Source organism: Rouxiella sp. T17, from assembly GCF_036663475.1.
GTDB lineage: Bacteria > Pseudomonadota > Gammaproteobacteria > Enterobacterales > Enterobacteriaceae > Rouxiella.
In genome coordinates this window covers 161,068-184,492 of the sequence record NZ_JAWUEA010000042.1, presented here as the reverse complement: position 1 = coordinate 184,492, position 23,425 = coordinate 161,068, and the positions used below count along the sequence as shown (strand labels likewise).

28 protein-coding genes are annotated in these 23,425 nt (G+C 47.6%); 20 read left to right on the top strand and 8 right to left on the bottom strand.

The window, feature by feature from the left end:
- The first annotated feature begins 326 nt into the window (after positions 1 to 326).
- Positions 327 to 1,862 (top strand): SpoVR family protein, encoded by a 1,536-nt coding sequence (locus tag SC206_RS21470; protein ID WP_332740663.1) that lies wholly within the window; start codon positions 327 to 329, stop codon positions 1,860 to 1,862.
- A 141-nt stretch (positions 1,863 to 2,003) separates the two neighbouring features.
- On the opposite strand, the gene fadR is transcribed toward SC206_RS21470, so the two are convergent.
- Positions 2,004 to 2,723: a fatty acid metabolism transcriptional regulator FadR gene (fadR, locus tag SC206_RS21465; RefSeq protein ID WP_332740661.1), complete on the bottom strand. Its 720-nt coding sequence runs from the start codon at positions 2,721 to 2,723 to the stop codon at positions 2,004 to 2,006.
- Between the two features lie 254 nt (positions 2,724 to 2,977).
- On the opposite strand from fadR, the gene dsbB reads away from it, so the two are divergent.
- From dsbB to SC206_RS21440, 5 genes are all read left to right on the top strand, one after another.
- Positions 2,978 to 3,508 carry a disulfide bond formation protein DsbB gene (dsbB, locus tag SC206_RS21460; protein WP_332740659.1) on the top strand — a complete coding sequence of 177 codons (531 nt, stop codon included), beginning with the start codon at positions 2,978 to 2,980 and terminating at the stop codon, positions 3,506 to 3,508.
- A 423-nt stretch (positions 3,509 to 3,931) separates the two neighbouring features.
- Positions 3,932 to 4,240: a hypothetical protein gene (locus SC206_RS21455; RefSeq protein WP_332740657.1), complete on the top strand. Its 309-nt coding sequence runs from the start codon at positions 3,932 to 3,934 to the stop codon at positions 4,238 to 4,240.
- A gap of 367 nt (positions 4,241 to 4,607) precedes the next feature.
- On the top strand, positions 4,608 to 4,850 hold the full coding sequence (ycgZ, locus tag SC206_RS21450) for a regulatory protein YcgZ (protein ID WP_332740655.1): 243 nt from the start codon (positions 4,608 to 4,610) through the stop codon (positions 4,848 to 4,850).
- Between the two features lie 209 nt (positions 4,851 to 5,059).
- A complete protein-coding gene (locus SC206_RS21445) occupies positions 5,060 to 5,353 on the top strand; it encodes a hypothetical protein (RefSeq protein WP_332740653.1) in 294 nt (97 codons plus the stop codon).
- Positions 5,354 to 5,413: 60 nt separating this feature from the next.
- Positions 5,414 to 5,668 (top strand): biofilm development regulator YmgB/AriR family protein, encoded by a 255-nt coding sequence (locus SC206_RS21440; protein WP_332740651.1) that lies wholly within the window; start codon positions 5,414 to 5,416, stop codon positions 5,666 to 5,668.
- Between the two features lie 254 nt (positions 5,669 to 5,922).
- Here SC206_RS21440 and SC206_RS21435 read toward each other — a convergent pair whose 3' ends face one another.
- Positions 5,923 to 6,126 (bottom strand): hypothetical protein, encoded by a 204-nt coding sequence (locus SC206_RS21435; protein WP_332740649.1) that lies wholly within the window; start codon positions 6,124 to 6,126, stop codon positions 5,923 to 5,925.
- Positions 6,127 to 6,339: 213 nt separating this feature from the next.
- Here SC206_RS21435 and pmrA point away from each other — a divergent pair, with 213 nt between their 5' ends.
- From pmrA to SC206_RS21420, 3 genes are all read left to right on the top strand, one after another.
- Complete coding sequence (gene pmrA / locus SC206_RS21430; protein WP_332740647.1) at positions 6,340 to 7,020, top strand: two-component system response regulator PmrA; 681 nt, start codon at positions 6,340 to 6,342, stop codon at positions 7,018 to 7,020.
- The gene (gene pmrB / locus SC206_RS21425; protein WP_332740645.1) at positions 7,017 to 8,114 is read left to right on the top strand and encodes a two-component system sensor histidine kinase PmrB; all 1,098 of its coding nucleotides are present in this window, start codon (positions 7,017 to 7,019) and stop codon (positions 8,112 to 8,114) included. The genes pmrA and pmrB overlap by 4 nt, the downstream gene beginning before the upstream one ends.
- A gap of 140 nt (positions 8,115 to 8,254) precedes the next feature.
- Positions 8,255 to 8,398 (top strand): hypothetical protein, encoded by a 144-nt coding sequence (locus SC206_RS21420; RefSeq protein WP_332740643.1) that lies wholly within the window; start codon positions 8,255 to 8,257, stop codon positions 8,396 to 8,398.
- A gap of 128 nt (positions 8,399 to 8,526) precedes the next feature.
- Here SC206_RS21420 and minE read toward each other — a convergent pair whose 3' ends face one another.
- The 3 genes from minE to minC all read right to left on the bottom strand — a co-directional run bounded on the left by minE (position 8,527) and on the right by minC (position 10,405).
- A complete protein-coding gene (gene minE, locus SC206_RS21415) occupies positions 8,527 to 8,808 on the bottom strand; it encodes a cell division topological specificity factor MinE (protein WP_332740641.1) in 282 nt (93 codons plus the stop codon).
- Between the two features lie 3 nt (positions 8,809 to 8,811).
- Positions 8,812 to 9,624, bottom strand: a complete 813-nt coding sequence (gene minD, locus SC206_RS21410) for a septum site-determining protein MinD (protein WP_332740639.1) — start codon at positions 9,622 to 9,624, stop codon at positions 8,812 to 8,814.
- An 82-nt stretch (positions 9,625 to 9,706) separates the two neighbouring features.
- Positions 9,707 to 10,405 (bottom strand): septum site-determining protein MinC, encoded by a 699-nt coding sequence (gene minC / locus SC206_RS21405; protein WP_332740635.1) that lies wholly within the window; start codon positions 10,403 to 10,405, stop codon positions 9,707 to 9,709.
- 136 nt (positions 10,406 to 10,541) lie between these two features.
- Between minC and SC206_RS21400 the strand changes: the two genes are divergently transcribed.
- From SC206_RS21400 to SC206_RS21375, 6 genes are all read left to right on the top strand, one after another.
- Positions 10,542 to 10,814 (top strand): YcgL domain-containing protein, encoded by a 273-nt coding sequence (locus SC206_RS21400; RefSeq protein WP_332740633.1) that lies wholly within the window; start codon positions 10,542 to 10,544, stop codon positions 10,812 to 10,814.
- 550 nt (positions 10,815 to 11,364) lie between these two features.
- Entirely contained in the window at positions 11,365 to 12,339 is a 975-nt protein-coding gene (locus SC206_RS21395) for a lytic murein transglycosylase (RefSeq protein ID WP_332740631.1), read from the top strand.
- A 162-nt stretch (positions 12,340 to 12,501) separates the two neighbouring features.
- Positions 12,502 to 13,158 carry a fumarylacetoacetate hydrolase family protein gene (locus SC206_RS21390; RefSeq protein ID WP_332740629.1) on the top strand — a complete coding sequence of 219 codons (657 nt, stop codon included), beginning with the start codon at positions 12,502 to 12,504 and terminating at the stop codon, positions 13,156 to 13,158.
- A gap of 106 nt (positions 13,159 to 13,264) precedes the next feature.
- Positions 13,265 to 13,714 (top strand): YcgN family cysteine cluster protein, encoded by a 450-nt coding sequence (locus SC206_RS21385; protein WP_332740884.1) that lies wholly within the window; start codon positions 13,265 to 13,267, stop codon positions 13,712 to 13,714.
- A 404-nt stretch (positions 13,715 to 14,118) separates the two neighbouring features.
- Complete coding sequence (locus SC206_RS21380) at positions 14,119 to 15,096, top strand: DUF1852 domain-containing protein (RefSeq protein WP_332740627.1); 978 nt, start codon at positions 14,119 to 14,121, stop codon at positions 15,094 to 15,096.
- A 27-nt stretch (positions 15,097 to 15,123) separates the two neighbouring features.
- On the top strand, positions 15,124 to 16,155 hold the full coding sequence (locus tag SC206_RS21375; RefSeq protein ID WP_332740625.1) for a methionine synthase: 1,032 nt from the start codon (positions 15,124 to 15,126) through the stop codon (positions 16,153 to 16,155).
- A 130-nt stretch (positions 16,156 to 16,285) separates the two neighbouring features.
- Here SC206_RS21375 and SC206_RS21370 read toward each other — a convergent pair whose 3' ends face one another.
- Positions 16,286 to 16,762 carry a (R)-mandelonitrile lyase gene (locus SC206_RS21370; RefSeq protein ID WP_332740623.1) on the bottom strand — a complete coding sequence of 159 codons (477 nt, stop codon included), beginning with the start codon at positions 16,760 to 16,762 and terminating at the stop codon, positions 16,286 to 16,288.
- Positions 16,763 to 16,937: 175 nt separating this feature from the next.
- On the opposite strand from SC206_RS21370, the gene SC206_RS21365 reads away from it, so the two are divergent.
- Positions 16,938 to 17,831 carry a LysR family transcriptional regulator gene (locus tag SC206_RS21365; RefSeq protein WP_332740621.1) on the top strand — a complete coding sequence of 298 codons (894 nt, stop codon included), beginning with the start codon at positions 16,938 to 16,940 and terminating at the stop codon, positions 17,829 to 17,831.
- Between the two features lie 42 nt (positions 17,832 to 17,873).
- Here the strand turns inward: SC206_RS21365 and SC206_RS21360 are convergent, their stop codons facing one another.
- On the bottom strand, positions 17,874 to 18,488 hold the full coding sequence (locus tag SC206_RS21360) for a LysE family translocator (protein ID WP_332740619.1): 615 nt from the start codon (positions 18,486 to 18,488) through the stop codon (positions 17,874 to 17,876).
- Between the two features lie 260 nt (positions 18,489 to 18,748).
- Here SC206_RS21360 and SC206_RS21355 point away from each other — a divergent pair, with 260 nt between their 5' ends.
- Positions 18,749 to 19,201 (top strand): Lrp/AsnC family transcriptional regulator, encoded by a 453-nt coding sequence (locus SC206_RS21355; RefSeq protein WP_332740618.1) that lies wholly within the window; start codon positions 18,749 to 18,751, stop codon positions 19,199 to 19,201.
- Positions 19,202 to 19,261: 60 nt separating this feature from the next.
- On the opposite strand, the gene SC206_RS21350 is transcribed toward SC206_RS21355, so the two are convergent.
- Positions 19,262 to 20,152 carry a LysR family transcriptional regulator gene (locus SC206_RS21350; RefSeq protein ID WP_332740617.1) on the bottom strand — a complete coding sequence of 297 codons (891 nt, stop codon included), beginning with the start codon at positions 20,150 to 20,152 and terminating at the stop codon, positions 19,262 to 19,264.
- 290 nt (positions 20,153 to 20,442) lie between these two features.
- Here SC206_RS21350 and SC206_RS21345 point away from each other — a divergent pair, with 290 nt between their 5' ends.
- From SC206_RS21345 to SC206_RS22140, 3 genes are all read left to right on the top strand, one after another.
- Positions 20,443 to 21,777, top strand: coding sequence for an MFS transporter (locus SC206_RS21345; protein ID WP_332740615.1), 1,335 nt, complete (start codon positions 20,443 to 20,445; stop codon positions 21,775 to 21,777).
- A 135-nt stretch (positions 21,778 to 21,912) separates the two neighbouring features.
- Positions 21,913 to 22,428, top strand: coding sequence for an SRPBCC domain-containing protein (locus SC206_RS21340; RefSeq protein WP_332740882.1), 516 nt, complete (start codon positions 21,913 to 21,915; stop codon positions 22,426 to 22,428).
- A gap of 385 nt (positions 22,429 to 22,813) precedes the next feature.
- Positions 22,814 to 23,032, top strand: a complete 219-nt coding sequence (locus SC206_RS22140; RefSeq protein WP_442976153.1) for a Hok/Gef family protein — start codon at positions 22,814 to 22,816, stop codon at positions 23,030 to 23,032.
- Positions 23,033 to 23,425 lie beyond the last annotated feature (393 nt).

The following is a 23,425-nucleotide window of genomic DNA, read 5'->3' as shown; positions in this document are numbered from 1 at the left end:
TGCTTTCAGTTTTGATAAAGGTTTAGGGTGATAGAGACGGTGAATAATTGCACTGTCGATTGACACTGCATCGGCCGAGGGATATAGATTTCATACCGATATTGAATAAAGTTTAAACCGTTTGCCCGCTCCCTAATTGGCTTGGCACCTAGCTTGGACGGTAAATAAGCCAACAGTAAGGTCGGATTTGGCTTAACGATAAGGTGATGAATAAGCGTAAAAAAAAGCCTCGACGCTCTTCACAAGGTCGAGATTGAGCTACGATTAGTAGTGGATGCCTATTTTTAATACGCGAAAGGCATCCGTAACTGACTGAGGGTGCGCTGATGACGACAAAGACCCAGGAACATAAAACTGAAGACAAACGTCTGAGTGATGGACCGGACTGGACGTTTGAATTGCTGCAAACATATTTGGAAGAGATTGACCGGGTTGCCAAGAGTTATCGGCTCGAAACTTACCCGCATCAAATCGAAATAATCACCTCCGAACAGATGATGGATGCCTATTCCAGCATCGGTATGCCTATCAACTATACCCATTGGTCTTTCGGTAAAAAATTTATCGAAACCGAGCAGCGATACAAACAGGGCCAGCAGGGCCTTGCGTATGAGATTGTGATCAACTCCAATCCGTGTATCGCCTATTTAATGGAAGAAAATACCATTACCATGCAGGCGCTGGTTATTGCTCACGCCTGTTACGGCCACAACTCGTTTTTCAAAAACAACTATCTTTTCCGCAGCTGGACCGACGCCAGCTCGATTGTGGATTATCTGATTTTCGCTCGCCGCTACATTAGCCAGTGTGAAGAGCGCTACGGCGTCGAAGAGGTTGAGCGCCTGCTCGACTCCTGCCACGCGCTGATGAATTACGGTGTGGATCGTTATAAACGCCCGCAAAAAATTTCGCTGATGGAAGAGAAAGCCCGTCAGGAGAGCCGCGAAGCTTATCTGCAAAGTCAGGTAAACACGCTGTGGAAAACGCTGCCGCGCCGCGATAAAGAGGACGCGCCCGAGCAGGTTCGTCGCTTCCCTTCCGAGCCGCAGGAAAATCTGCTCTATTTTATGGAAAAAAATGCGCCACTTCTGGAACCGTGGCAGCGCGAGATTTTGCGTATCGTGCGTAAAATCAGCCAGTATTTTTATCCACAAAAACAGACTCAGGTTATGAACGAAGGCTGGGCCTCATTCTGGCACTACACCATCCTGAATCATCTTTATGACGAAGGGAAAGTCAGCGACCGTTTCATTCTGGAATTCTTGCACAGCCACACTAATGTGGTTTATCAGCCGGCTTACAACAGCCCGTATTACAGCGGCATAAACCCTTATGCGCTGGGTTTCGCCATGTTCCAGGACATCAAGCGAATTTGTCAGTCGCCGACGGAAGAGGATAAACACTGGTTCCCGGACATCGCCGGTTCCGATTGGCTGGAGACGCTGCATTTCGCCATGCGTGACTTTAAAGATGAGAGCTTTATCAGCCAGTTCCTTTCTCCAAAAGTGATGCGTGATTTCCGTTTGTTTACCGTGTTGGATGACGATAAGAACAATTATTTGGAAATCTCGGCTATTCATAATGAAGAAGGCTATCGCGCGGTTCGACAGGAGCTGTCGGCGCAATACAACCTGAGTAATCACGAGCCGAATATTCAAGTGTGGAATGTCGATTTACGTGGTGATCGTTCACTGACGTTGCGTTATATCCCGCAGGATCGCGCGCCGCTCGACAAGAGCCGTCGTGAGGTGATGAAACATATTCATCGGCTTTGGGGTTTCGACGTTTATATGGAGCAGCTTAACGAAGATGGCAGCATTGAGCTGCTTGAACGTTGCCCTGCTCGCACCTCGGCATTGTAATTTACAAATTGCGCGATTTGAAAATTAAGTCATTTAAAAATTAACTGTTCTAAAAAGCAAAAAGGGCGCTTCGGCGCCCTTTCTATTAATCAACTCTGTTTCAGGCTAGCAACTCGCCGCCCAGCAATAATTTAAGAAAACTTAACGCTTTTGCTCGGTGAGATCGCTGGGCATCGCGCTCTGCATACTGTGCCAAATGGCCCCGCTCTCTTTACCGTAGCCGCGCACACAGTCAACAATTTGGTCGAACTGTTTTTCTTCGCAAATGTGCGAGAGCTTCTGGTAAAAATCCACCGCCAATTTTCGAGCCTGCGGATTCGAGAAATAGTAGCGTCCGACGCGCGTATAAAGACCGCGCAATCCGTTGATAATTAACCCGTAGATAGGATTACCGGACGCGAAAGCCAAGCCGCGGAAGATACCGTAATCCAGCGCGGTAAAGGCCTCGGAACTGTCTTCTGCCTCGTTGGCTTTAGCCAATACGTTTTGCGTTTCTTCTGGATTGGTACGCATTGCTTTTCGAATGAAAATGGTCGCGATATTGGTTCTCACCGACAATAGGTTGTCGATAAGTTCGGGTACGCTTTCGTGATCCAGACGCGCCAGCGTTTCCAGTATATTAAGACCGGAAGTTTCCCAAAAGTTATTCACCTTGGTGGGTTTACCGTGTTGAATAGTTAACCAACCGTCGCGCGCCAGACGCTGTAAAACTTCACGCAAAGTGGTACGCGTTACACCAATCAGCTCGGAGAGTTCTCTCTCGGCCGGTAAAATGGACCCTGGAGGAAATCGACTGTTCCAAATACTTTCAATAATATATTCTTCGGCAAAACCGGCAGGACTCTGCGCCTTGATAACCATGGTTGTGGCTTTCCGTTACAGCTTCTACAAGCTGCCTATTCAGAAGTTATAATTCAGCTCATCATACCAGATGAAAATCTCCGGTTATAGCACCCTTGAAAGAGTTATACGCAAAATGTCGGTCCCTTGATTTAACACACGCAACGTCTAGATTTTGCGTGCTATTTTTGTCGCCCCTTCTTCAAACAAGCTGGAAGATCAGACGAATTGGTTTACACTGCCTGTCGATAGCTTACTGCATGGATAACTGACCTATGTTGCAATATCTTAACCGTTGCTCTCAGGGGCGCGGAGCCTGGCTGCTGTTGGCGCTGACAGCATTGATACTTGAATTGGTTGCACTCTTTTTTCAACACGTGATGCTCCTCCAGCCGTGTGTGATGTGCATTTATGAACGTTGCGCGCTGTTTGGAGTTTTAGGTGCCGGTTTGGTAGGCGCTATAGCTCCTGCAACCTGGCTTCGCTACGGCGCAATTTTCATCTTGATTTACAGCGCAGCCGAAGGATTGCGACTTTCGTGGCAACACACAATGATTCAGTTGCACCCCTCACCTTTTACTACCTGCGATTTTGCCGCCCGCTTCCCTAGCTGGTTGCCGCTCGATAAATGGTTGCCAGGCGTTTTTGTCGCCACGGGCGACTGTGCTGAACGTTCCTGGACTTTTCTAACCCTCGGCATGCCACAATGGCTGGTGGTCGTATTTAGCGTTTTCCTGGTCATTGGCGTTATTATATTGTTGGCACAATTTTTCAAACCAAAACGTCGCGACCTCTTTTCTCGCTAAATTCAAAGCATACAAATTTTGATAGCGCGCTAATTGTGATGGAAAGAGAACGGTTTCGAATGAAAATTGAAAGAAATTGTATATTGCTGACTTTCATTTGAAATTATAGCCCTTACAAATTTATATAAGCCTCTAAAATTAGAGGCTTTTTTTATTGTGGTATGCGTAACTTTTTAGCAGTTTTCTCATTAATTGGATTTTTGGCCACACTAGGCGATACTAAGACTGTAACTAGAATGTATTAAGAACTTAACGAAATGCCTCAACCTGCTGACTTAAGTAAAATTATTTAGATTTAAATAATTAGGTTTCCTTAAATTCAGCGTTTTAAGAACATTCATCAAGTTCTCACCAGTGAAAATGTACTTTTTTTACTACTATTAAAAAGCTATACGCAATAAATCATCTTATTTTGGAGGTTCTGTGTTTATTTCTGATGAAGCAAAGGGTAATACACTGATCGGTGAGGCGACCATCAACCTTATCTTCAACAGGGAAGAAGTGACCGTTAATTCGTTGCTGAGAGAGCTGAAATCCATGGCCGAAAGCGAAAATGATGAAAATCGCCTCTTGTTGATGCATGAGGTATGTCGCTGGTTGCAGGGCTATTGCAGTTTAGGCAGCATCAAGCCCGAGCGCGCAGGCTGGCTGGACTCCGCATTGAAAGACGGCAGTATGAACACCTCGGTTTCATTTAATCGATTTGCTCCTTCCTCAAAAGATGAAGGTTAGTGCATCTACGCTAACGATTGTTTTACAAACAGCGGCTTTATAACTCTTAGTTTTTTAACTCTTAGTTTTTTAACTCTTAGTTTTGTAACTCTCAGTTTTGAAATTAAGGGCTGTCAAAGTATCTGACTGTGTTCGATTGAGTTTAACGGCCATCTTTAGGGTGGCCTGTCGAATGAATCTCCCCCTTCTTTTCTGTCCTCTCCTCTCAAAAAATGCAGATAAATTGATGAATTGCTTCAAATAGCACTTTTTGCAAAAAAACTCAGTGACACTCTTTTAAAATAACTGTACAAGAATAATAAAGCTGTATAACTTTGTATTTATATCCCCGATCACTTTTTAATCAGGCCTAGCCTAAGGATTACTTATGCGTCAGGACAAATACAGTGCACCAAGTTTGAGCGATGCCCATCTTTTCAATAATGTTCCCGTCCTTTCTCAGGATGAGACAATGGGTCAAATCGTGGTAGAGATTCTGCGCGCCGGTAAGAACCTTAACCGTAAGGCGTTATGTAGCAAACTGTTACGTCGCATTGAGGTGGCAGGCAGTGCAGAAGAAGAGAAGCATTACCAGCAACTCATTCATCTCGTGCTTGAGCGTGACGCCTAATTAAGTAGGGTGATTCAATCATCCATCCTTTTATGGCAAACATGCTGCACATTGTAATTTGTACTCTGACGTATTAAGCCATAACGGACAGACCTTACCCGAGAGAGACATCTCTCTGTCGGGTACGGCCCCCGCTTATTGATCGCAGGGCCTGGGACCCGCCTATTCCGGTACGCACCGGTCGGGCAACTGAATTCCGAGAAGCTGATATGAACAGAAACGACGACGAAAAATTGAGTGACATCATGATGGGTAAGGCCGTACTTGCCTTGCTCCACGGAGGTGGGCCAGTGTCCACCGCTGCGCTGATTACGCAGCTGCAAACTTTAGCTGATGAAGAGAAAAGCGAGGTGCGGAAACGTGCCTGCGAGCGTGCCATCAACGAAGTGCGTAACAGTGCGACTGCCAGTCGAAACCGTACGACTTTCAAAGTACGAGGCAGTGATAACGTGGGCCATATATTTTCTTCGGAAGGCCCGACCGACGACAAAAAGAAACACTAATGAGTGTTATCTGATCAACAAATTATGACGGGGTAATTTACCCTGGAGAGGACGCGGCATATGCAGCAGCTGTCAGAAGAGACTGAGCTTTTTGAATATCTGGCCAACTCTGGCGAAAACAGCGCCAGTGAGCTTGAAGTTTTGGGCGCCACTATCAGAGCCCTTACAGCAGAACTCAGTCTAATCACCAACAAAACGATCATTATCCACCTTGTTGGACAGATGGAACGTACGACCGATGCAGGACAGCTCGATGTTTTGCGCAAGACGCTTGAATTAGTCGTGGGTTTAACGCCGGACGATCCGGAAATTTAAGCCCTAATTTGTCCTGTTGTCGCTGCTTGTTTACCCCTATCTTGCTGCCGTTGTCATTACAGCACCGTTTTTAGAGTGATAAACAAAGCAATAAAAAAACCGCCCTTCAAAGGCGGTTTTTTTGTTTATGCTCACTGCCTAACTCCCCCAACCTGTGACGCGTAATATTCATCGTCAATGTTGATCTGTTTAAAGCTCATAGCGCGAAACTACGAGTAAAAACAACAGGATTAATTTTGGGGGTGCTACGGGTTTTAGTTCATTTTGTCTGCAATAAGTCGAAGCGCTTGCAAACAATGCTCCTTTAGTCTCTCATCTGAAGCTCTTTCAGCCTGCGTCTTTAGCATCGCTGCAATCTCATGCATGTGCATGGGCTTCCCGGCCTCAAGCAGTGATGCGACTACATATCCTATAACGGCGTGAATCTCTTCCGGATTAGCCGCTTTTTCGTCGTTCAAAAGCTCTCCTCCGCTTTTTATCAGCTGGATGTACGTACAGTTTACCATCTCATTCGACGAAATTACAGGTCAAGATGCAACATGTTTGTTAGGTTGAAAGAAGTGTTAACCGTTTTCCACTTTTATATAAACCTTTATATTCTTCAGGTTGTCTTAATATAGATATGACAAGCTTCGCTTAACTACGCCCCTTCTATGAAGAGATAGACGCTGATGAAAATACTGATTGTCGAAGATGACGCGCTGCTGCTACAAGGCTTGATTCTGGCCTTGCAGGGTGAACGTTATCTTTGTGATGGCGTAACCACTATTCGCGATGCCGAAGCCGCGCTAAATTCAGGATTATACAGTCTTTTGATTCTGGATTTAGGTCTGCCGGACGAAGACGGCCTGCACTTTTTACAGCGCCAGCGACGTCAGAAAAAGGCCATGCCGGTACTGATTTTGACCGCGCGCGATACGGTGAGTGAACGGATTGCCGGTCTCGATGCCGGTGCAGATGACTATCTGGTTAAACCTTTTGCGCTTGATGAACTGCTGGCGCGGATCAGAGCGTTAATTCGTCGTCACGTCAATCAGGGTGACGATCGCGTCGTCGCGGGCAATCTTTCGCTTGATATGGCCCATCGCCAAATTCATCTTGCCGACAAGCTGCTTGATCTGCCGCCAAAAGAGTACGCCATTTTGGCTCGCCTGATGCTCAAAGCCGGGCAACCCGTGCATCGTGAAATTCTTTATAACGATATCTACAGCTGGGATACGGAGCCATTAACCAACACGCTTGAAGTCTATATCCATAACCTTAGGGATAAAATTGGCAAGTCGGCGATCGGAACGGTGCGCGGTTTTGGTTATACTCTGGTGAAATCCTGCCCAACAAGTGAAACGGAATGAGCGTTCTTTCCACCCTGCAACAAAAAAGCACCACGCTAAGTTTTCGCCTGCTGTTAGCCATTGGCGCAATCTTGTTATTTTGCCAAGTGATAAGCGTCGCCTGGCTGTGGCACGAAAGTAAAGAGCAAATTCAGCTGCTGGTTGAAGCGTCGCTGCATCATATTAATGAGCAAAAACACGTTAAGAAAGAGATTCATGAGGCGGTCGCTAGCTTGGCCGTGCCGAGTTTAATCATGATTGGCTTCACTTTACTGCTCTGTTTTCAGGCCATTAAATGGATTACTCGTCCGCTTTCAGAGTTAAGAGTAAAACTCGAAAATCGTGAAGAAGACGATCTCGACCCCGTCGATTATCACAGCACCGTGCGTGAAGTTGATGCAGTAACGCAGGCGATAAACCATCTGGTTGCGCGTATCACGGTAAGCCTCGAGCGTGAAAGGTTGTTTACCGCCGACGTGGCGCATGAGCTTCGCACCCCACTCGCTGGCCTGAGACTGCATCTCGAGCTGTTTGAAAAACACAACAAGATTGACGTTAAGCCGCTGATTCAACGTCTGGATCAGATGACCAACAGCGTTTCGCAACTGCTGCAACTGGCGCGCGTAGGGCAGTCATTTTCATCCGGTAATTATCAGCAGGTAATGCTGGATGGCGACGTTATCGAACCGATGGTGGAAGAGTTAAGAATGATGCTGGCTCAGCGTCAGCAAACTCTCGACGTGGTAATCGCAGAAGAAATTACCGTGCTTGGCGATGCCACGCTGTTACGCGTGTTGCTGCGCAATCTAGTGGAAAACGCCTATCGCTACAGTCCAGAAAGCTCAACGATTACTGTAAGGCTGGTCAACAGCCCTTCCCTAGCGTTGATCGTCGAAGATCAGGGGCCCGGAATCGATGCCAGCAAGAGTGGAGAGTTAAGTAAAGCCTTTGTGCGCATGGATAGCCGTTACGGTGGCATTGGCTTGGGCCTGAGTATTGTTACCCGCATCGTGCAGCTGCATCGTGGGCATTTCTTTCTCGAAAATCGGCAGCATGATTCCGGCTGTCTCGCGCGGGTTACCTTTGCCTCACCCTCTTCGATAGCCAAGGTTTGAAACTGATTTATTCGCTGCGAATCGTTGCAAAAACGTCGACATGCCAAGAACTATTACAGTTGGCATTTTTTAAGATTAAGTTGATAGAATAATTTCTTGAATCTGGGAAACTTAAATCATTAAGTTACTGGAGGTACAACATGAAAAATATTATTAAAATCGTCGGCGTTCTGGCAGTGGTTATTTCACTGAATGGCTGTATCTGGCCGGGCTATTACCATGGCGGGCACGGCGGCGGTCACGGTGGCGGTTATCACCACGGCGGCGGCGGTCGTCACTATTAATTGCGGTCGTCACTACTAATTACTGTAGATAAAATAGACGTCACTCATTTAGCCAGCTTCATAAGCTTAAATGATGTAAATAAAAACCCACCCTTTGGTGGGTTTTTATTTTATTGCTGCAGGGTCGGTCATTTAGGTGGTGTTTCCGACTCCGGAGCAGTTTCGGGCAGCGTGACGTTCAACTCCAGGATGGAGATATCATCGCCCTTCTGCTCGAACTGCACGTGGAGCATTTCAGGGTCAATCTGAATGTACTTACAGATGACCGCTAAAATATCACGCTTCAAATCAGGCAGATAAGCGGGTTCGCTGTCCCCGCGACGCCGCTCTGCAACGATAATCTGTAGCCGTTCCTTGGCAATATTCGCTGTCTGTTTTTTGCGGGACAAAAAGAAATCTAACAAGGCCATGGCTTATCCCCCAAACAGGCGTTTCAGGAAACTCTTCTTCTCTTCCTCAATAAAACGGAACGCACGTTCTTCACCCAGCAAACGACTGACTGTGTCGTCGTAAGCCTTACCTGCGTCAGAATCCTGGTCCAGAATGACCGGCTCGCCCTGGTTGGACGCACGCAGTACGGACTGATCTTCAGGAATGACGCCAACCAGTGGAATGCGCAGAATTTCCAGCACATCTTCCATGCTCAGCATGTCGCCACGGCTAACGCGGCCCGGGTTATAACGGGTAAGAAGCAGGTGTTCCTTGATAGGATCCTGACCCTTCTCGGCACGACGGGATTTTGAGGACAAAATACCCAAAATGCGATCGGAGTCACGAACGGAAGAGACTTCAGGGTTAGTCGTAATGACGGCTTCATCGGCGAAATAAAGTGCCATGAGCGCGCCGGTTTCGATACCTGCCGGAGAGTCGCAGACGATGAAATCGAATTCCATCTCGGCCAGGTCGTTAAGAATTTTTTCGACGCCATCACGGGTCAGCGCGTCTTTGTCGCGCGTCTGTGATGCCGGCAAAATATAGAGGTTTTCGGTGCGTTTATCTTTGATAAGCGCCTGATTCAGCGTTGCATCGCCCTGAATCACATTGACAAAATCATACACCACGCGACGCTCGCAACCCATGATCAGGTCGAGATTACGCAGACCGATATCGAAATCGATGACGACGGTCTTTTTGCCTTTTTGGGCAAGGCCAGTAGCAATGGCTGCGCTTGAAGTAGTCTTGCCAACGCCCCCTTTACCCGATGTAACAACAATGATGCGTGCCATGTAAAGATTCCTTGTCAAAGGTCGTAGTGTCTGCCTGTTACCCCGCGTAACGTTTTACGTGGGGCATCGCTTGAGCAGAGACTTAAAATAAGGGTTGTACGGTTAACACATTATCTAGAAGGCTGAGCTTTGCCGCCTGTCCAAAGAAATTGGACGGGATTTGATCGCTTAACCAATATTGGCCGGCGATAGACACCAACTCGGCACCCAGATAGGTGCAAAAAATCTGACAATTCGTATCACCCGCAGCGCCAGCCAAGGCTCGACCGCGCATCATGCCGTAAATATGAATATTGCCGTCGGCAATAAGTTCGGCACCTGCACTCACGCTACTGGTTACAATAAGGTCGCTGTTACGGGCATAAATTTGTTGGCCTGAACGGACTGGCGTACTGACAATCCGCGTTTTAGCGGGCGCATTATCCGGCACGGCGGCTACCGGAGCGGGAGGAGCCTCGGCAACCACTCGCTTGGCCCGACCTTCGCTAATAAGCGGCAAGCCGGTTAGAGCGATGGCGCGCTTTTGCTGCTCATCTTTGCAACCACTGATGCCTACAACGCGAAAGCCTGCAGAAACGACAGCCTGTTGAATGTTTTTCCAGTCTGCATCACCTTTAAGTGCTGCAACGTTAATAACAACAGGGGCATTTTTCAGAAAAGCGGGCGCCTGCTCGACCTTCTCTTGTAATGCCTGATGAATAACCTTGGGTTCTGCACTGTATAAATGCACAACTGATAAGGTAAAACTGCTGCCTTTTAGTTCTATTGGCGATTGTGACATCTATCCTGACTCAGTCTCAGCAACTTTAAATCCCCGGAATACCACACGGGGGGCGATATTCCTATGTACGTTATGCATGGTATAGTTACAGCTATATCTAGGCAAGCCACCAATCTTATAAAATAGAGCTAAAAAAATGTTTTGTGCAATTTATAGAAGTACCAAGCGCGATCAAACCTACCTGTATGTCGAAAAAAAAGACGATTTCACCAAAGTGCCTGAAGAACTGATGAAAAGTTTCGGCAAACCGGACTTCGCGATGATGCTTAATCTCTCCACGCGCGAGAAGCTGGCTTCCGCTGATATCAATAAAGTTAAGCAGGCCTTATTGGATCCGGGTTATTACCTGCAGGTTCCGCCGCCAGTTGAGAATTTATTAAATATGCACTTGGGCGCAAATAACAAATAATCAGAATATTCTAGGGAAATTCTGACAATTCCCGTCTTTCTCGAAAATGAGAGGCGGGAACCTTGCATTCGAAAGCGCTCTCCTGCACGTTAATCGCTATAGGGAACATTTTTTGTTCTTGCGGATTATCTGTAAAAGGAGGGGAATAAGAATGGATAGAATGCGGAAGCCCGGTATAGGAAGAAATTTATCAATTATTGCGCTTTCAGTGAGCGCCGTACTCGTAAGCAGCTCGGCAATGGGCAACATGCTGCCCTCCTCGACAAATGTCGCCGCCGACCAAGTTACATCGCAAACCAGTTCTGTATCGCAAACCAGTCCTGTCTCGCAAAACAGTTCTTTATTGCAAAATAGTTCTGCATCACAAAATAGCTCTTTATTGCAAAATAGTTCAGCGCCTCAAAACAGCGCGCCCTTTAGCAATTCGCCCGCGAAGAGCCCGTTTTCAGCAGATTCTAGTCCTGCTCAATCTTCATCAACGTCCGATACTTCACCATTAACGTCCACGGCATCGCCAGAAGCGTCATCGCCATCCCAGCCCTCTTCGACAATGCTGCCTGCCAAACCAGATAATGGGCAAACCACGCTGGCGACCAAAGGCCGTGATCCTGCCGAATTTCCTGCTTACGTTGAACAGTTAAAAGCGCAGGCCTTGCAGCAGGGAATTAGCCAGCAGACGATCGACAGCGCGTTTGCCGATATTCATTTCGTCGATCACGCGATTAGCGGCGATAAAAATCAGCTCGAGAATAAGATAACGCTCGACGACTACTTACGTCGGGTATTAACCGACTCCAAGATAAGTCAGGGTCAGGAACTCTATCAGCAAAATAATTCCTCATTACAAAAAGCCAGCGCGCGCTATGGCGTTCAGCCGCAATATATTATGGCGCTTTGGGGGATGGAAAGCGGATATGGCAAGATTCAGGGCAAAGATGACGTAGTTTCTGCGCTGGCGACGTTGGCCTTCGAAGGGCGACGCGAAGCTTTCTTTACTAAAGAGCTGATGGCGTCGTTAACGATTATCGAAAAAGGCAAAGCCACCAGCGAGATGCTGAAAGGCTCGTGGGCGGGCGCGATGGGGCAATCGCAGTTTATGCCGAGCTCCTATCTGTGTTACGGCGCCGACGGTGATGGCGATGGCAAAATAGATATCTGGAATAATATCGACGACGTTTATGCGTCAACCGCCAATTATCTCTCCTCCGAAGGATGGAAAAACAATCAAAGTTGGGGACAAGAAATCGCCCTGCCCGCTAATTTCGACGCCTCTTTGCTCGGGACCAAAAGTAACCAGATGCACAGCGTCAGCGAATGGCAGCAAAAAGGCGTGACCTCGCTCGATGGCAAAGAATTACCCGTTTCTGTGACGCGCGCGTGGATTATTAAGCCGGATTCCGATCAGGGCCGCGCCTTTATGGTTTACGATAATTTTAGAACGATCATGCACTGGAATCGTTCTTATTACTTTGCCATTAGCGTCGGCATGCTGGCCGATGATATTGCCGGTAAAGGCGAGCAGTAATTGTTCGCGTATTGGCTATCCTTATTAAGGATGGCCCTTTTTAACTGTCTACACGTTTTAACTGTCTACAAATTTTAACTGTCTACACGTTTTAACTATCTACAAGTATTAACTACCTACAAGCCTGACAACCTATTCAGCAACCTTCGAGGGGAGAGACGCATGTATCAGCATCATGATTGGCACGGAGCGCTACTGGATTTCCCCGTCAGCAAAGTTGTATGCGTGGGAAATAACTACAGTGAGCATATAAAAGAGATGGGCGGCGAACCTAGCGTTGAGCCGCTGGTATTTCTCAAACCTGAAACCGCGCTCTGCGATATTCTGCAGCCTATCGCGATCCCTAAGGATTTTGGAGCGGTGCATTATGAACTCGAGCTGGCAGTATTAATCGGTTCGCCATTAAAACAGGCCACGGAAGAGAGAGTGAAGGAGGCGATTGCGGGCTATGGCGTAGCGCTGGATTTAACCCTTCGCGACCTTCAGACAAACTTTATCAAGCAGGGACAACCCTGGGATAAAGCCAAAGGTTTTGATGGCTCGTGCCCATTGTCGGGCTTTATTCCGGCGGCAGAGTTTGGCGATGCGCAGCAGGCCGATATACAGCTCGCCATTAATGGCGAAATACGCCAGCAGGGAAATACGCGCGATATGATCACGCCCATCGTGCCGCTTATCGCCTATATGAGCCGTTTTTTCACCCTTCGCGCCGGCGATATTATTATCACCGGCACCCCGAAAGGCGTCGGGCCGATTGCTGTTGGCGACAGGCTTGAAATCACGCTGAATGGCAGAAGCTTGACCTCACGCGTCATCTAGGCGCCTAAAACGCCTCTAAACGGGCGCTTTGCTTGCATCTGAAAGCCAAAGCGTCTATATAGTCAGCCTCTTTTTATAAAAACCGGATGTCACTATGACTCAACCCATATCTCAACCCGCTTTTTGGCAGCAAAAAACGCTGTCTGAAATGTCTGATACCGAATGGGAAGCACTGTGCGACGGTTGTGGGCAATGCTGTTTACACAAGTTAATTGATGAAGACACGGACGAAATTTACTTCACCAACGTTGCCTGCAACCAGTTGAATATTAAATCGTGCCAGTGCCGCAATTACGAAAACCGTTTTTCACTGGAAGAAGACTGTATTAAGTTGACCCGTGAAAACTTGACCAAGTTTGACTGGCTGCCGCCAACGTGCGCTTATCGGCTGGTGGGCGAAGGGAAAGACTTATTGCCTTGGCACCCGCTGCTGCATAAAGAGTCCAAGTCAGCGATGCACGGCGCGCGTATTTCGGTCCGCCACATTGCCGTCCGCGAAGATGATGTCGAAGATTGGCAGGATCACATCATGAATAAGCCAAGCTGGGCGAGATAAACTTCTCGCTAGTGCGTAGCAATCTGCCTGAAAATTAGTGTTGAATCGATCAATGGCTGTCTGCTTACCAGGCAGCCACTTAAACCGCAAACAGACCTTTTTCCGTCATTAAACATCCATTCCGTTAGCCTCCCTACCCTGATTCTCAGCGATAAAGCCGGTAAACAAGCACGTTCACGACGTTGCTAAAACCTTGGCGCGCACGTCATCATGAAGATGACTCATGTACCAATGAAATTAAATCACTTTTACTCTAGCAATGACTCTGGCATAAAACATACATTGTTATTATCTATAAAAAATTCAGTCTTCTGAATGAGATAATGAAAAGATAACATTGAAAAACCTTGAAAATGCAACAGAAAGTTCAGGTTTTACTTCAGAAATTAGGATGCCAGATTGCCATGAATAACGAGTTTACTTTTACGATTAAAAGCATGCGTTTCGATGAAAATTATAATCCATCCGAAAATACGCGCATCACGACTAACTTTGCCAATCTGGCGAGAGGAGAAAGACGTCAGGAGAATCTGCGCAACGCCTTGCAGATGATTGACGATCGTTTTAACTCTCTGGCGCCTGAAGATAACGCCGCCGGCGATCGTTATTCCGTCGAACTCGATATCATTTCCGTTGAAATGGATGTCGAGGGTAATGGCAAAACCTTCCCCGTAATCGAAATATTGAAAACCAATATTGTTGATACGAAAACCAACGAGCGCATTGAAGGCATCGTCGGCAACAACTTCTCCTCCTACGTGCGAGATTATGACTTTAGCGTGGTGCTGTTAGAGCACAACAAGAATAAAACTGAATACAGCGCGCCTGAGGATTTCGGTGATCTGCATGGTAAGCTGTTTAAATGCTTCGTTAACTCAGAGGCTTACAAAAGCAAGTTCACCAAACAACCTGTTATTTGCCTGAGTGTTTCAAGCAAAAATACTTATCATCGCACCGAAAACCAGCATCCAGTTTTGGGTGTCGAATATCAGCAAGATGAGCTTTCAATGACCGATCACTATTTCAAGAAAATGGGATTGCAGGCTCGCTATTTCATGCCGCCAAACAGCGTTGCGCCATTAGCCTTTTATTTTGCCGGTGATTTAACAGGCGATTATTCAGATCTTGAGCTTATTGGCACCATCAGCACGATGGAAACTTTCCAAAGAATTTATCGCCCTGAAATTTACAATGCTAATTCTCCAGCAGGGGAACGCTATCAGCCAACCTTGAATCACGAGGATTATTCATTAACTGAAATTGTTTATGATCGAGAAGAGCGTAGCCAATTGGCTATCGAGCAGGGTAAGTTTACCGAAGAGAATTTCATTAAACCGAACCGCGCTACTCTCGAACACTGGTCTGCTAATTTCGCGCTTTGATTAACCAAAAACACTAGGTCATCTATTATGAAAATTTTGTTACCCACGTCGACTGCTGGCAGCTTGCCGAAACCTTCATGGCTGGCACAGCCCGAGACTCTTTGGTCGCCTTGGAAACTGCAAGGTGATGAGTTAATCGCCGGTAAACAAGATGCGCTGCGTTTGTGTCTGGAAGATCAGCTGCGCGCCGGGATCGATATCGTCAGTGACGGTGAGCAGACGCGTCAACATTTCGTCACCACCTTTATCGAGCACCTCGACGGCGTTGATTTTGAGAAACGTGAAACCGTCAGAATTCGTAATCGCTATGATGCGAGCGTGCCGACCGTGGTGGGTGCAGTGAGTCGCCAGAAGTCAGTGTTTGTTGAAGATGCCAAGTTTTTGCGTTCGCAGACTACGCAACCGATTAAATGGGCATTGCCGGGTCCAATGACCATGATCGACACCCTTTATGATGCGCATTATAAAAGCCGTGAAAAGCTTGCCTGGGAATTTGCCAAAATTCTTAATCAGGAAGCCAAAGAGTTAGAGGCAGCGGGCGTCGATATTATCCAATTCGACGAGCCTGCATTTAACGTCTTCTTCGATGAAGTGAATGATTGGGGTATCGCCGCGCTGGAAAGAGCCGTGGAAGGCCTTAAATGTGAAACGGCCGTGCATATTTGTTACGGTTATGGCATTAAAGCCAACACCGACTGGAAGAAGACGCTGGGTACAGAATGGCGTCAATATGAAGAAATCTTCCCTAAACTGCAGAAATCCAGTATTGATATCGTCTCGCTGGAATGCCAGAACTCGCGCGTTCCGATGGATCTCATCGAGCTGATTCGCGGTAAAAAAGTCATGGTTGGCGCCATCGACGTGGCAACCAACGCTATTGAAACGCCGGAAGAAGTTGCCGCAACGCTGCGTAAAGCCCTGCAGTTTGTTGACGCTGACAAGCTCTATCCTTCGACCAACTGTGGCATGACACCGTTGTCTCGCGAGGTTGCAAGAGGCAAGCTCGGCGCGTTAAGTGCTGGCGCAGAAATCGTTCGTAAAGAGCTGCTGGCTAAATAACGCCGCTAGATTTAGACAGGAAACTTGGTCCCGTTAACTGTTTATAGCTAATGAAAAATAGTGGGTGATGAAAGCAATCACCCACTAATCAAAACTCCCATCGTCATAAAATCTTTTATTTCTTACTGCCTTATTTCTTGTACTGCTCGTCAGTGACTTTTTCCAGCCATTCAACCGGGCTGCCGTTCAAAGATTCGGCAATTGCAATGTGCGTCATCGCATTTTCTGGCGATGCGCCGTGCCAATGTTTTACGCCCGCCGGGATCCAGACGGTATCGCCCTGATTAATTTCACGAATTTCCCCACCCTCTTCTTGCAGCCAGCCGCGCCCCAAGGTGACAATTAACGTCTGTCCCAGCGGATGGGTGTGCCAAGCCGTGCGAGCGCCCGGCTCGAAAGTTACCGTGGCTCCCCCAATGCGCGCCTCGCCGCTGCCGCTAAAAGGCGCGTCGACTCTCACTTTACCGGTGAAATAACTTTCTGGACCTGCCTGAGAAGGCTGTGAGCCACTGGCTGTAATTTTTAAATTCATTTTATTCTCCGATTCTGCAAGGGCTAAAGGGCTTAACATGGACATCACCACGGCGGTGGTAGCAAGAATATTCATTAGGCTTTACTCCATCGATAGGTCGTTTAACGATAACCGATGCCTTTGCCTGTGATAAGCACAAAAATACGCTAGCGCTTATGAGTAAAACTCATAAATAAACGTTTAAGCTAATGCGATAATTCGGGGTGAAATGATGATAACCCGCACGCATGCCCTTTTAGACGGAGCAAAAATGTTAAAAGAAAACCTGAATGATCTGATGTCGTTTCTGGTCGTTGCCAGAGAACGCAGCTTCACCAAGGCGGCAGGCAAGCTTGGCGTGTCGCAGTCGGCGTTGAGCCATGCAATGAACGGTCTCGAAGCGCGGCTTAATTTACGCTTGCTGACCCGCACCACTCGAAGCGTCGCGCCAACGGAAGCCGGAGAAAAACTGATCGTCAGCCTCGAGCCTCGCCTTGCGGATTTGGAATATGAGATTGATTCCATCACCCGTCTGAATGGCCTCGCTGCGGGCAATATCCGTCTCAATGCGGGTGAGCACGCCACTAAAAGTTTATTGTGGCCCAAACTCAAAAAGTTTCTGAAAGAATATCCGGAAATTAAAGTCGAACTGACCGTCAGTAATGCGCTAACCGATATTGTCGAAGAGCGTTTTGATGCCGGTATTCGATTAGGTGAAAGGCTGCAACAGGACATGGTGGCGGTGAGAATTGGTCCTGATTTTCGTTTGATAGTGGTCGGCTCGCCCGAATATTTTAACGAAAACCCACCTCCTCAGGTGCCACAAGACTTGCAGCAACATAAATGCATCAACCTTAATTTACCAACGCTTGGCAGCACTTATATTTGGGAATTCGAAAAAGACGGCGTCGAAATGAAAATCAAGGTAAATGGTCAGCTCACACTGAATCATTTGAGTGAACGAATCGACGCGGCGGAAGCAGGATTCGGCTTAACCTACCTTCCCGAGGATATGGTGCAGGAACAACTGAAAGCAGGCACCTTAGTGCAGGTTCTTGACGACTGGTGTGAAGAATTTGTCGGTTATCATCTTTACTACCCAAGTCGTAAGCAGCACACTCACGCTTTTTCGCTGCTTATCGACGCTTTACGCTACAGTGTATAATCGCGCCTGCACCCTGAATGATTGTTTCAGGGTGCCTGCCTGTTAACGAAACTGTTCGATTAATAAAAGGGCGGCAATAAGTATCATTACGGCACCTGAAATGCGGCTGACGATATAGGCCGCACGCGGTCGAGTTTTAAGCACGGCTCGCGATCCAAAGCCCACCAGCAGATACACCACGCCACAGCTGAAAATATGCAGAAAACCCAGCGCCACAATCTGGACGGGGACGGGCCAGCTGGCATTCGCACTGGTAAACTGTGGCAGCAGAGCCAGAAACAGCAGAAACACTTTTGGATTCAGGCCGCTAATGCAGAGACCTTTGAGTGCCCAGTGTGAGCCAGAGCCTGATTCCTGCGAAATGTCCGCTGTGGGCACTGAAGGGAAGCGAATCATGTTGATTCCCAACCAGAAAAGATAGGCTGCGCCGCCAAGCGTTAACGCTGTCATGGCAGCCGGGACGCTGGCAATCAGCGCACCAACGCCTGCGGCGACAATAAGAGTGGCAATGAGATGGCCGCATAATAGCCCGCCTACAGCAGGGATCACTACTCGACCTCGCATACCTGCAGAAATGGCGTAGGCCCAGTCTGCACCCGGCGTGATGACAAATAACATCGAAACGGCCCAGAAAGCCATGAACATACTGATTGGCATGGTTATTTCTCTCCGTGAACAACATTCATGGGAGGAAATTCACCCTGGCACTGAGGATAAAACCTGTTAGTGCACGCACTCTTTTCATATGGATAAACAAACATCTTGCTTCAACCTTAACTATCACGAGATACAGATTACGAACCATAAATTTGACTTATGACCCGTTAATTTTTGAGATAGAAAGATTATCTTTATTAAGCGAGAATGTTCTTGCTAATAAAAGACCAATTTTTGACTAAAGAGCGAGATTCTTCTAAATGGATAGAGTAGACCGGAATATTCTTGCCGAGCTGCAAATTGATGGCCGCCTGTCGGTAACGGATCTGGCCGAACGCGTGGGACTTAGCCTTTCTCCCTGCCATCGACGCGTTAAAGCGCTCGAGGATTCCGGCATAATTCGGGAGTATCGTGCGCGTCTCGAGCCGGCCAAACTTGGGTTGAATTTTTCGGCTATCGTCTTTGTGACCTTAAAAGAAGGGGATAAAAGAGCCGTCAAAGAGTTTGAGGAGGCGGTGAAAGAGATCCCCAATATTTTGATGGCGCAGAGGCTGTTTGGCGATCCGGATTACCTTTTGCAAATCGTGACGCGCGATCTCAGCGCGTTTCAGGAGCTTTATGATGAGCAACTTTCAGGACTGCCGAGCGTCCGGCGATTAGTCTCGACGTTGGTTATGAAGACCATAATCCACGATCGCCCTCTTCCTCTTTAGCCGTGAAAATGCGGCTTAGACATGTTTTAAGCTTAGGCTTTTAACTTTTACTTTTAACTATCAGCTTTCAAACAGTTGCCGTATCCACTTATGGCCCGGCGAACGATGGGTTCTTTCGTGCCAAACCAGTGTTTTGCTGAAGCCCTGAATCTCCAACGGCGGCTGCATGACTTTTAATCCGGCAATGTTTGCAGCTAGTCTTGCCGGAACCACGCTTATCAAATCACTGACGCGAAGAATTTCGGGCAGGACCAAAAAGCTGCATACCGAAAGCGTTACTCGACGCGTCCGGCCCATTGCGGCCAATGCGGTATCGGTTACACCCGAAAAACTGCCTCCAGGGTATGAAACGAGAGCGTGATCCTGTGCGCAGAAGGCGTCGAGGGAAAGCGTTTCGGAAAGTGCCAGCGGATGATCTTCACGCATCACGCAGACATATTCCTCATGAAACAGCGTCTTGGCATGCAGATCTTGCGGAGTAATATCCGGAGTCAACAACGCAATATCGACCTCGCCGCGCTCAAACTGGGTCGGCAATTTTTCATTATCGACCGGCAATACGGCGACGCGAATACCGGGTGCCTGTTGGTGAAGCTCAGCCATAAACGGCACGATAACCGCGCGCAGCGCATAATCCGTAGCGGCAATACTCAATGTCATGCCGGAAGTCGCCGGGTCAAATTGGGCTGGTTGCAACAGTTCGCCAATGTCGGCCAGTATCGATTTGACGGGTAATGCCAATTCCGTGGCGCGCAGGGTTGGCACAATTCCACGCTGTGCACGGGTAAAAAGCGGGTCATCAAAACATTCTCGCAGCCGCGCCAACATGCTGCTCACAGCGGGCTGCGTCAAGGACAAACGCTCTGCCGCGCGCGTCACGCTACGCTCGTCGAGCAAAGCATCAAACGCCTTGAGAAGATTTAAATCGACACTGCGGATATCCGTTTTCATTATTTGATTGCCCAAAGCGCGCTGTAAAGTACGACATTTCGTAAATGATATAAGCAATAATGATATCAGGCGCCACGACATGCGATTAAATTTATTTCATCTGACATTTTAGTGTTTACTTTTTAGATTGGAAAATTTAGCAGAATTACAATCTACCTCGCAATTTTAACCCTTTAATAACATCAAATGTGATCATTATCCCACCAACGAAAGGCCCTCTCTGTTGCAAAATCACAAAATGGCGCTTACTAATCTGACATGTTACTTAACCGGTCAAATAGGATTTCGCCATGCAGCCTCTTCAAACTCCCGGACAAGCTACGATTGGCAGTAAACGCTGGTTCGTTGCCTTTATGCTTTTAGTGGGTGGATTTGTTAATTATCTTGATCGTGCCAGTCTTGCTGTCGCTGCGCCCTCCATGATGAGCGATCTTCATCTAACCAATACCGACATCGGTTTAATGGGATCGGTATTTTCGATTTTTTTCGCCTTTAGCCAGTTTCCCGCCGGATGGCTCGCCGATCGCTTCGGACCTCGCAAAGTTTACGCCTCGGCGGCAACACTTTGGGGCTTATCAACCATGTTGACGGGACTGTGCAGTACCTTGCCCGCCCTGCTTTGCGCCCGCGCACTGCTCGGTATGACGGAAGCACCTGGTTGGCCCACCTCTGCGAAAATCACCTCCATCTGGTTTCCGCGCAAGGAGCGCGCGCTGGCAAGTTCAATCTGGGATGCCTCATCACGTTGGGGATTGGCCTTCGCGCCGCCGATTCTGGTATTTATGAGTATCCACTTTGGCTGGGGAACCTTGTTTTATCTTGCCGGCAGTTTGGGGGTGATTTTTGGCTTGCTGTTCTACTTCATCTACCGTCATCCAGAAAATCACCCTCGCCTCACCAAAGATGAGCGGCACTACATTATCAGCGGCGGTGGCGGCAGTGCACCGCAGCAGGCCTTAGGCGAGCGTGTGAAGTGGCGCGAGCTGTTTCGTTATAAATCGATGTGGGGAATGATGCTTGGCTGGTTCTGTTACATTTGGCTGTTTAATATTTTTGTGACTTTTCTGCCGCTTTATCTGATGAAAACGCAAAACATGACGCTGTCCAGCATGGGCTTTTATGCCAGCATCCCCTACTTTGCTGGCGTAATAGGTGCGTTGGTAGGAGGCTATGCCGTTAAGTGGTTAATCGACAGTCGCCGCACGACCGATCCTTTACAGGCGAAAAAAATTGTCATTATGGTTGCTGCGCTGGTGAGCGGGGGCACCACAATCGCCGTGCCTTTTTGTGATTCGCTGGTGATGGCGCTGGTTATGATGACATTGGCGATGTTCTTCCTTTCTGCGGTCTCGTGCACCTGCTGGGCTATCCCGGGAGATGTGGCGTCGAATGACATCGTGGGTTCAGTCTGCGGCATTCAAAATTTTGGAGGCTTTCTCGGCGGCGCACTTTCTCCGCTGGTCACCGGATATATTGCCGATGTCACCGGATCTTATGCGATGGCATTTATCAGCGGCGGCGCTATCGCAGCGCTAACCGGCCTGTGTTACTGGTTCTTGGTGCGTAAACCTATTGTTCGACAGGATGAGGCGATGATAAAAGGCTCGGCGGTGGTCGAAGGTTAAGCCTGATATAAATATTAATGATATGAGGAATAAATATTTTCGATTGGGCTTATTTCAGCAACGGGTCGATACTTCTGACTTCCGCTACATCGAACAGGAGATGTAGCTCACTGAAAAGTGAGATTTGATATGAAAATGAACGCGATTAATTGGCCAGAAGGCTTCGTACCGGGCTTTAGCGATAATTATTGTTCAAACGAGGTTATCGTTGCCGGGCTGACTACGCAAGATATCTGGCCGTTGCTGAATACTCCGGCACTGTGGCCGACCTACTATAAAAACTCGGCAAACGCGCGCTTTTATGACAACAAAGGGCCCGAGTTAGAGCAAGATGTGCGCTTCTATTTCGAAACCTTTGGTTTTCCCGTTGAGTCGCAAGTCACTGAATATGTTGCACCTGCCGAAGGTCAACCGGCGCGCGTTTCATGGCACGGATGGTCAGGTGAAGAAGGTGCCGCCGATCGTCTTGACGTGCTGCACGCCTGGTTAATCGAAGACTTATCAGACAATCGCGTGCGTATCCTGACTCAGGAAACGCAAAATGGCCAACCGGCAAAAGAACTCGCGGTTGCAAGCCCGAACCCGATGATCAATGGCCACCAAGATTGGCTGGACGGGCTGGTCGCGGCTGCAAGAGCTAAAAAAGCCTAAGTTGTTACCTAATAGGAGTCATAGGCACACAGGTTGCCTGTGACTTTCTATCCCTCTCCTCACGCTCTACATTTTTTGTCTTCCCGTCTTCCATCGTCGATTTTCTCTTTATTCAATCACCAACTTTTTATTTGCGGCAACCGCAGAGCTTACTTTGAGAGTTCTATAAATACTTGATAGAAAGCTAAATTAAAGAATATCAAATGATTGATTTATATGATTATTATTTGCGCCGTAAGGAAGGAAGACTGGTACACTACGTGCGGGTGCTCAGGATCTTTCTGTTCTGAGCATGGATTGTTGATTATTTATAAATGAGTGATGTTGTGCGAGGAGCAGAAAGCAAGAAGCCCCGAATTGTTTTATCAACTCGAGGCCCTCGTTTATGCGTCAGAACATAAAGGTAGCGCCTCACATGCTGAAAAGCAAGGAAAAGGAGGTCGTTATGCTATACCAATCAATAACCAAAGTAGTGAAAGTCGCTTTAGTCTGTTTGAGTTTTCTAGCGTTCATTTGGATTAAAGGAGACACGCTTTGCGAAATCAAGGTTAAGCTCGGAGGTATTGAGGTTGCTGCATCATCGATCTGCGAATCCGTGAAGTAATGCAACTCAACGGCGGGAGTTCTCTCCCGCTCGTTGGGAGGTGTTAAGCTATTGAAAAGTTGTCAGGCAGAGATCCAAAGGCACCCGTTCAAATTCAGATTAAGCAATACCGGCCAGCCTTCGGGCTGGCTTTTTTATGAGTCGGCTTTTTAATTGAGAATAACCAAGCGGCAAAATGGTTGATTATTTATAAATGAGTGAGGTTGTGCGAGGAGCCGAAAGCAAGAAGCCCCGAATTGTTTTATCAACTCGAGGCCCTCGTTTATGCTTCACAACATAAAGGTAGCGCCTCACATGCTGAAAAGCAAGGAAAAGGAGGTCGTTATGCCATACCAATATACGTTAAAAAGACCATAAAAAACAAATAATTAAATAATATTTAAAGGCAGATTT

Bases quoted from the DNA above. Each gene is read 5' to 3' on its own strand.
- pmrB (WP_332740645.1), top strand. From the start codon at position 7,017: ATGAGCGTTCTTTCCACCCTGCAACAAAAAAGCACCACGCTAAGTTTT.
- SC206_RS21360 (WP_332740619.1), bottom strand. From the start codon at position 18,488: ATGCCAATCAGTATGTTCATGGCTTTCTGGGCCGTTTCGATGTTATTT.
- SC206_RS21470 (WP_332740663.1), top strand. From the start codon at position 327: ATGACGACAAAGACCCAGGAACATAAAACTGAAGACAAACGTCTGAGT.
- minE (WP_332740641.1), bottom strand. From the start codon at position 8,808: ATGGCCTTGTTAGATTTCTTTTTGTCCCGCAAAAAACAGACAGCGAAT.
- SC206_RS21445 (WP_332740653.1), top strand. From the start codon at position 5,060: ATGAACAGAAACGACGACGAAAAATTGAGTGACATCATGATGGGTAAG.
- SC206_RS21340 (WP_332740882.1), top strand. From the start codon at position 21,913: ATGAACGCGATTAATTGGCCAGAAGGCTTCGTACCGGGCTTTAGCGAT.
- SC206_RS21400 (WP_332740633.1), top strand. From the start codon at position 10,542: ATGTTTTGTGCAATTTATAGAAGTACCAAGCGCGATCAAACCTACCTG.
- dsbB (WP_332740659.1), top strand. From the start codon at position 2,978: ATGTTGCAATATCTTAACCGTTGCTCTCAGGGGCGCGGAGCCTGGCTG.
- SC206_RS21390 (WP_332740629.1), top strand. From the start codon at position 12,502: ATGTATCAGCATCATGATTGGCACGGAGCGCTACTGGATTTCCCCGTC.
- SC206_RS21365 (WP_332740621.1), top strand. From the start codon at position 16,938: ATGTTAAAAGAAAACCTGAATGATCTGATGTCGTTTCTGGTCGTTGCC.
- SC206_RS21345 (WP_332740615.1), top strand. From the start codon at position 20,443: ATGCAGCCTCTTCAAACTCCCGGACAAGCTACGATTGGCAGTAAACGC.
- minD (WP_332740639.1), bottom strand. From the start codon at position 9,624: ATGGCACGCATCATTGTTGTTACATCGGGTAAAGGGGGCGTTGGCAAG.
- pmrA (WP_332740647.1), top strand. From the start codon at position 6,340: ATGAAAATACTGATTGTCGAAGATGACGCGCTGCTGCTACAAGGCTTG.
- SC206_RS22140 (WP_442976153.1), top strand. From the start codon at position 22,814: ATGCGTCAGAACATAAAGGTAGCGCCTCACATGCTGAAAAGCAAGGAA.
- ycgZ (WP_332740655.1), top strand. From the start codon at position 4,608: ATGCGTCAGGACAAATACAGTGCACCAAGTTTGAGCGATGCCCATCTT.
- SC206_RS21395 (WP_332740631.1), top strand. From the start codon at position 11,365: ATGCTGCCTGCCAAACCAGATAATGGGCAAACCACGCTGGCGACCAAA.
- SC206_RS21420 (WP_332740643.1), top strand. From the start codon at position 8,255: ATGAAAAATATTATTAAAATCGTCGGCGTTCTGGCAGTGGTTATTTCA.
- fadR (WP_332740661.1), bottom strand. From the start codon at position 2,723: ATGGTTATCAAGGCGCAGAGTCCTGCCGGTTTTGCCGAAGAATATATT.
- SC206_RS21380 (WP_332740627.1), top strand. From the start codon at position 14,119: ATGAATAACGAGTTTACTTTTACGATTAAAAGCATGCGTTTCGATGAA.
- SC206_RS21370 (WP_332740623.1), bottom strand. From the start codon at position 16,762: ATGAATATTCTTGCTACCACCGCCGTGGTGATGTCCATGTTAAGCCCT.
- SC206_RS21350 (WP_332740617.1), bottom strand. From the start codon at position 20,152: ATGAAAACGGATATCCGCAGTGTCGATTTAAATCTTCTCAAGGCGTTT.
- SC206_RS21355 (WP_332740618.1), top strand. From the start codon at position 18,749: ATGGATAGAGTAGACCGGAATATTCTTGCCGAGCTGCAAATTGATGGC.
- minC (WP_332740635.1), bottom strand. From the start codon at position 10,405: ATGTCACAATCGCCAATAGAACTAAAAGGCAGCAGTTTTACCTTATCA.
- SC206_RS21440 (WP_332740651.1), top strand. From the start codon at position 5,414: ATGCAGCAGCTGTCAGAAGAGACTGAGCTTTTTGAATATCTGGCCAAC.
- SC206_RS21375 (WP_332740625.1), top strand. From the start codon at position 15,124: ATGAAAATTTTGTTACCCACGTCGACTGCTGGCAGCTTGCCGAAACCT.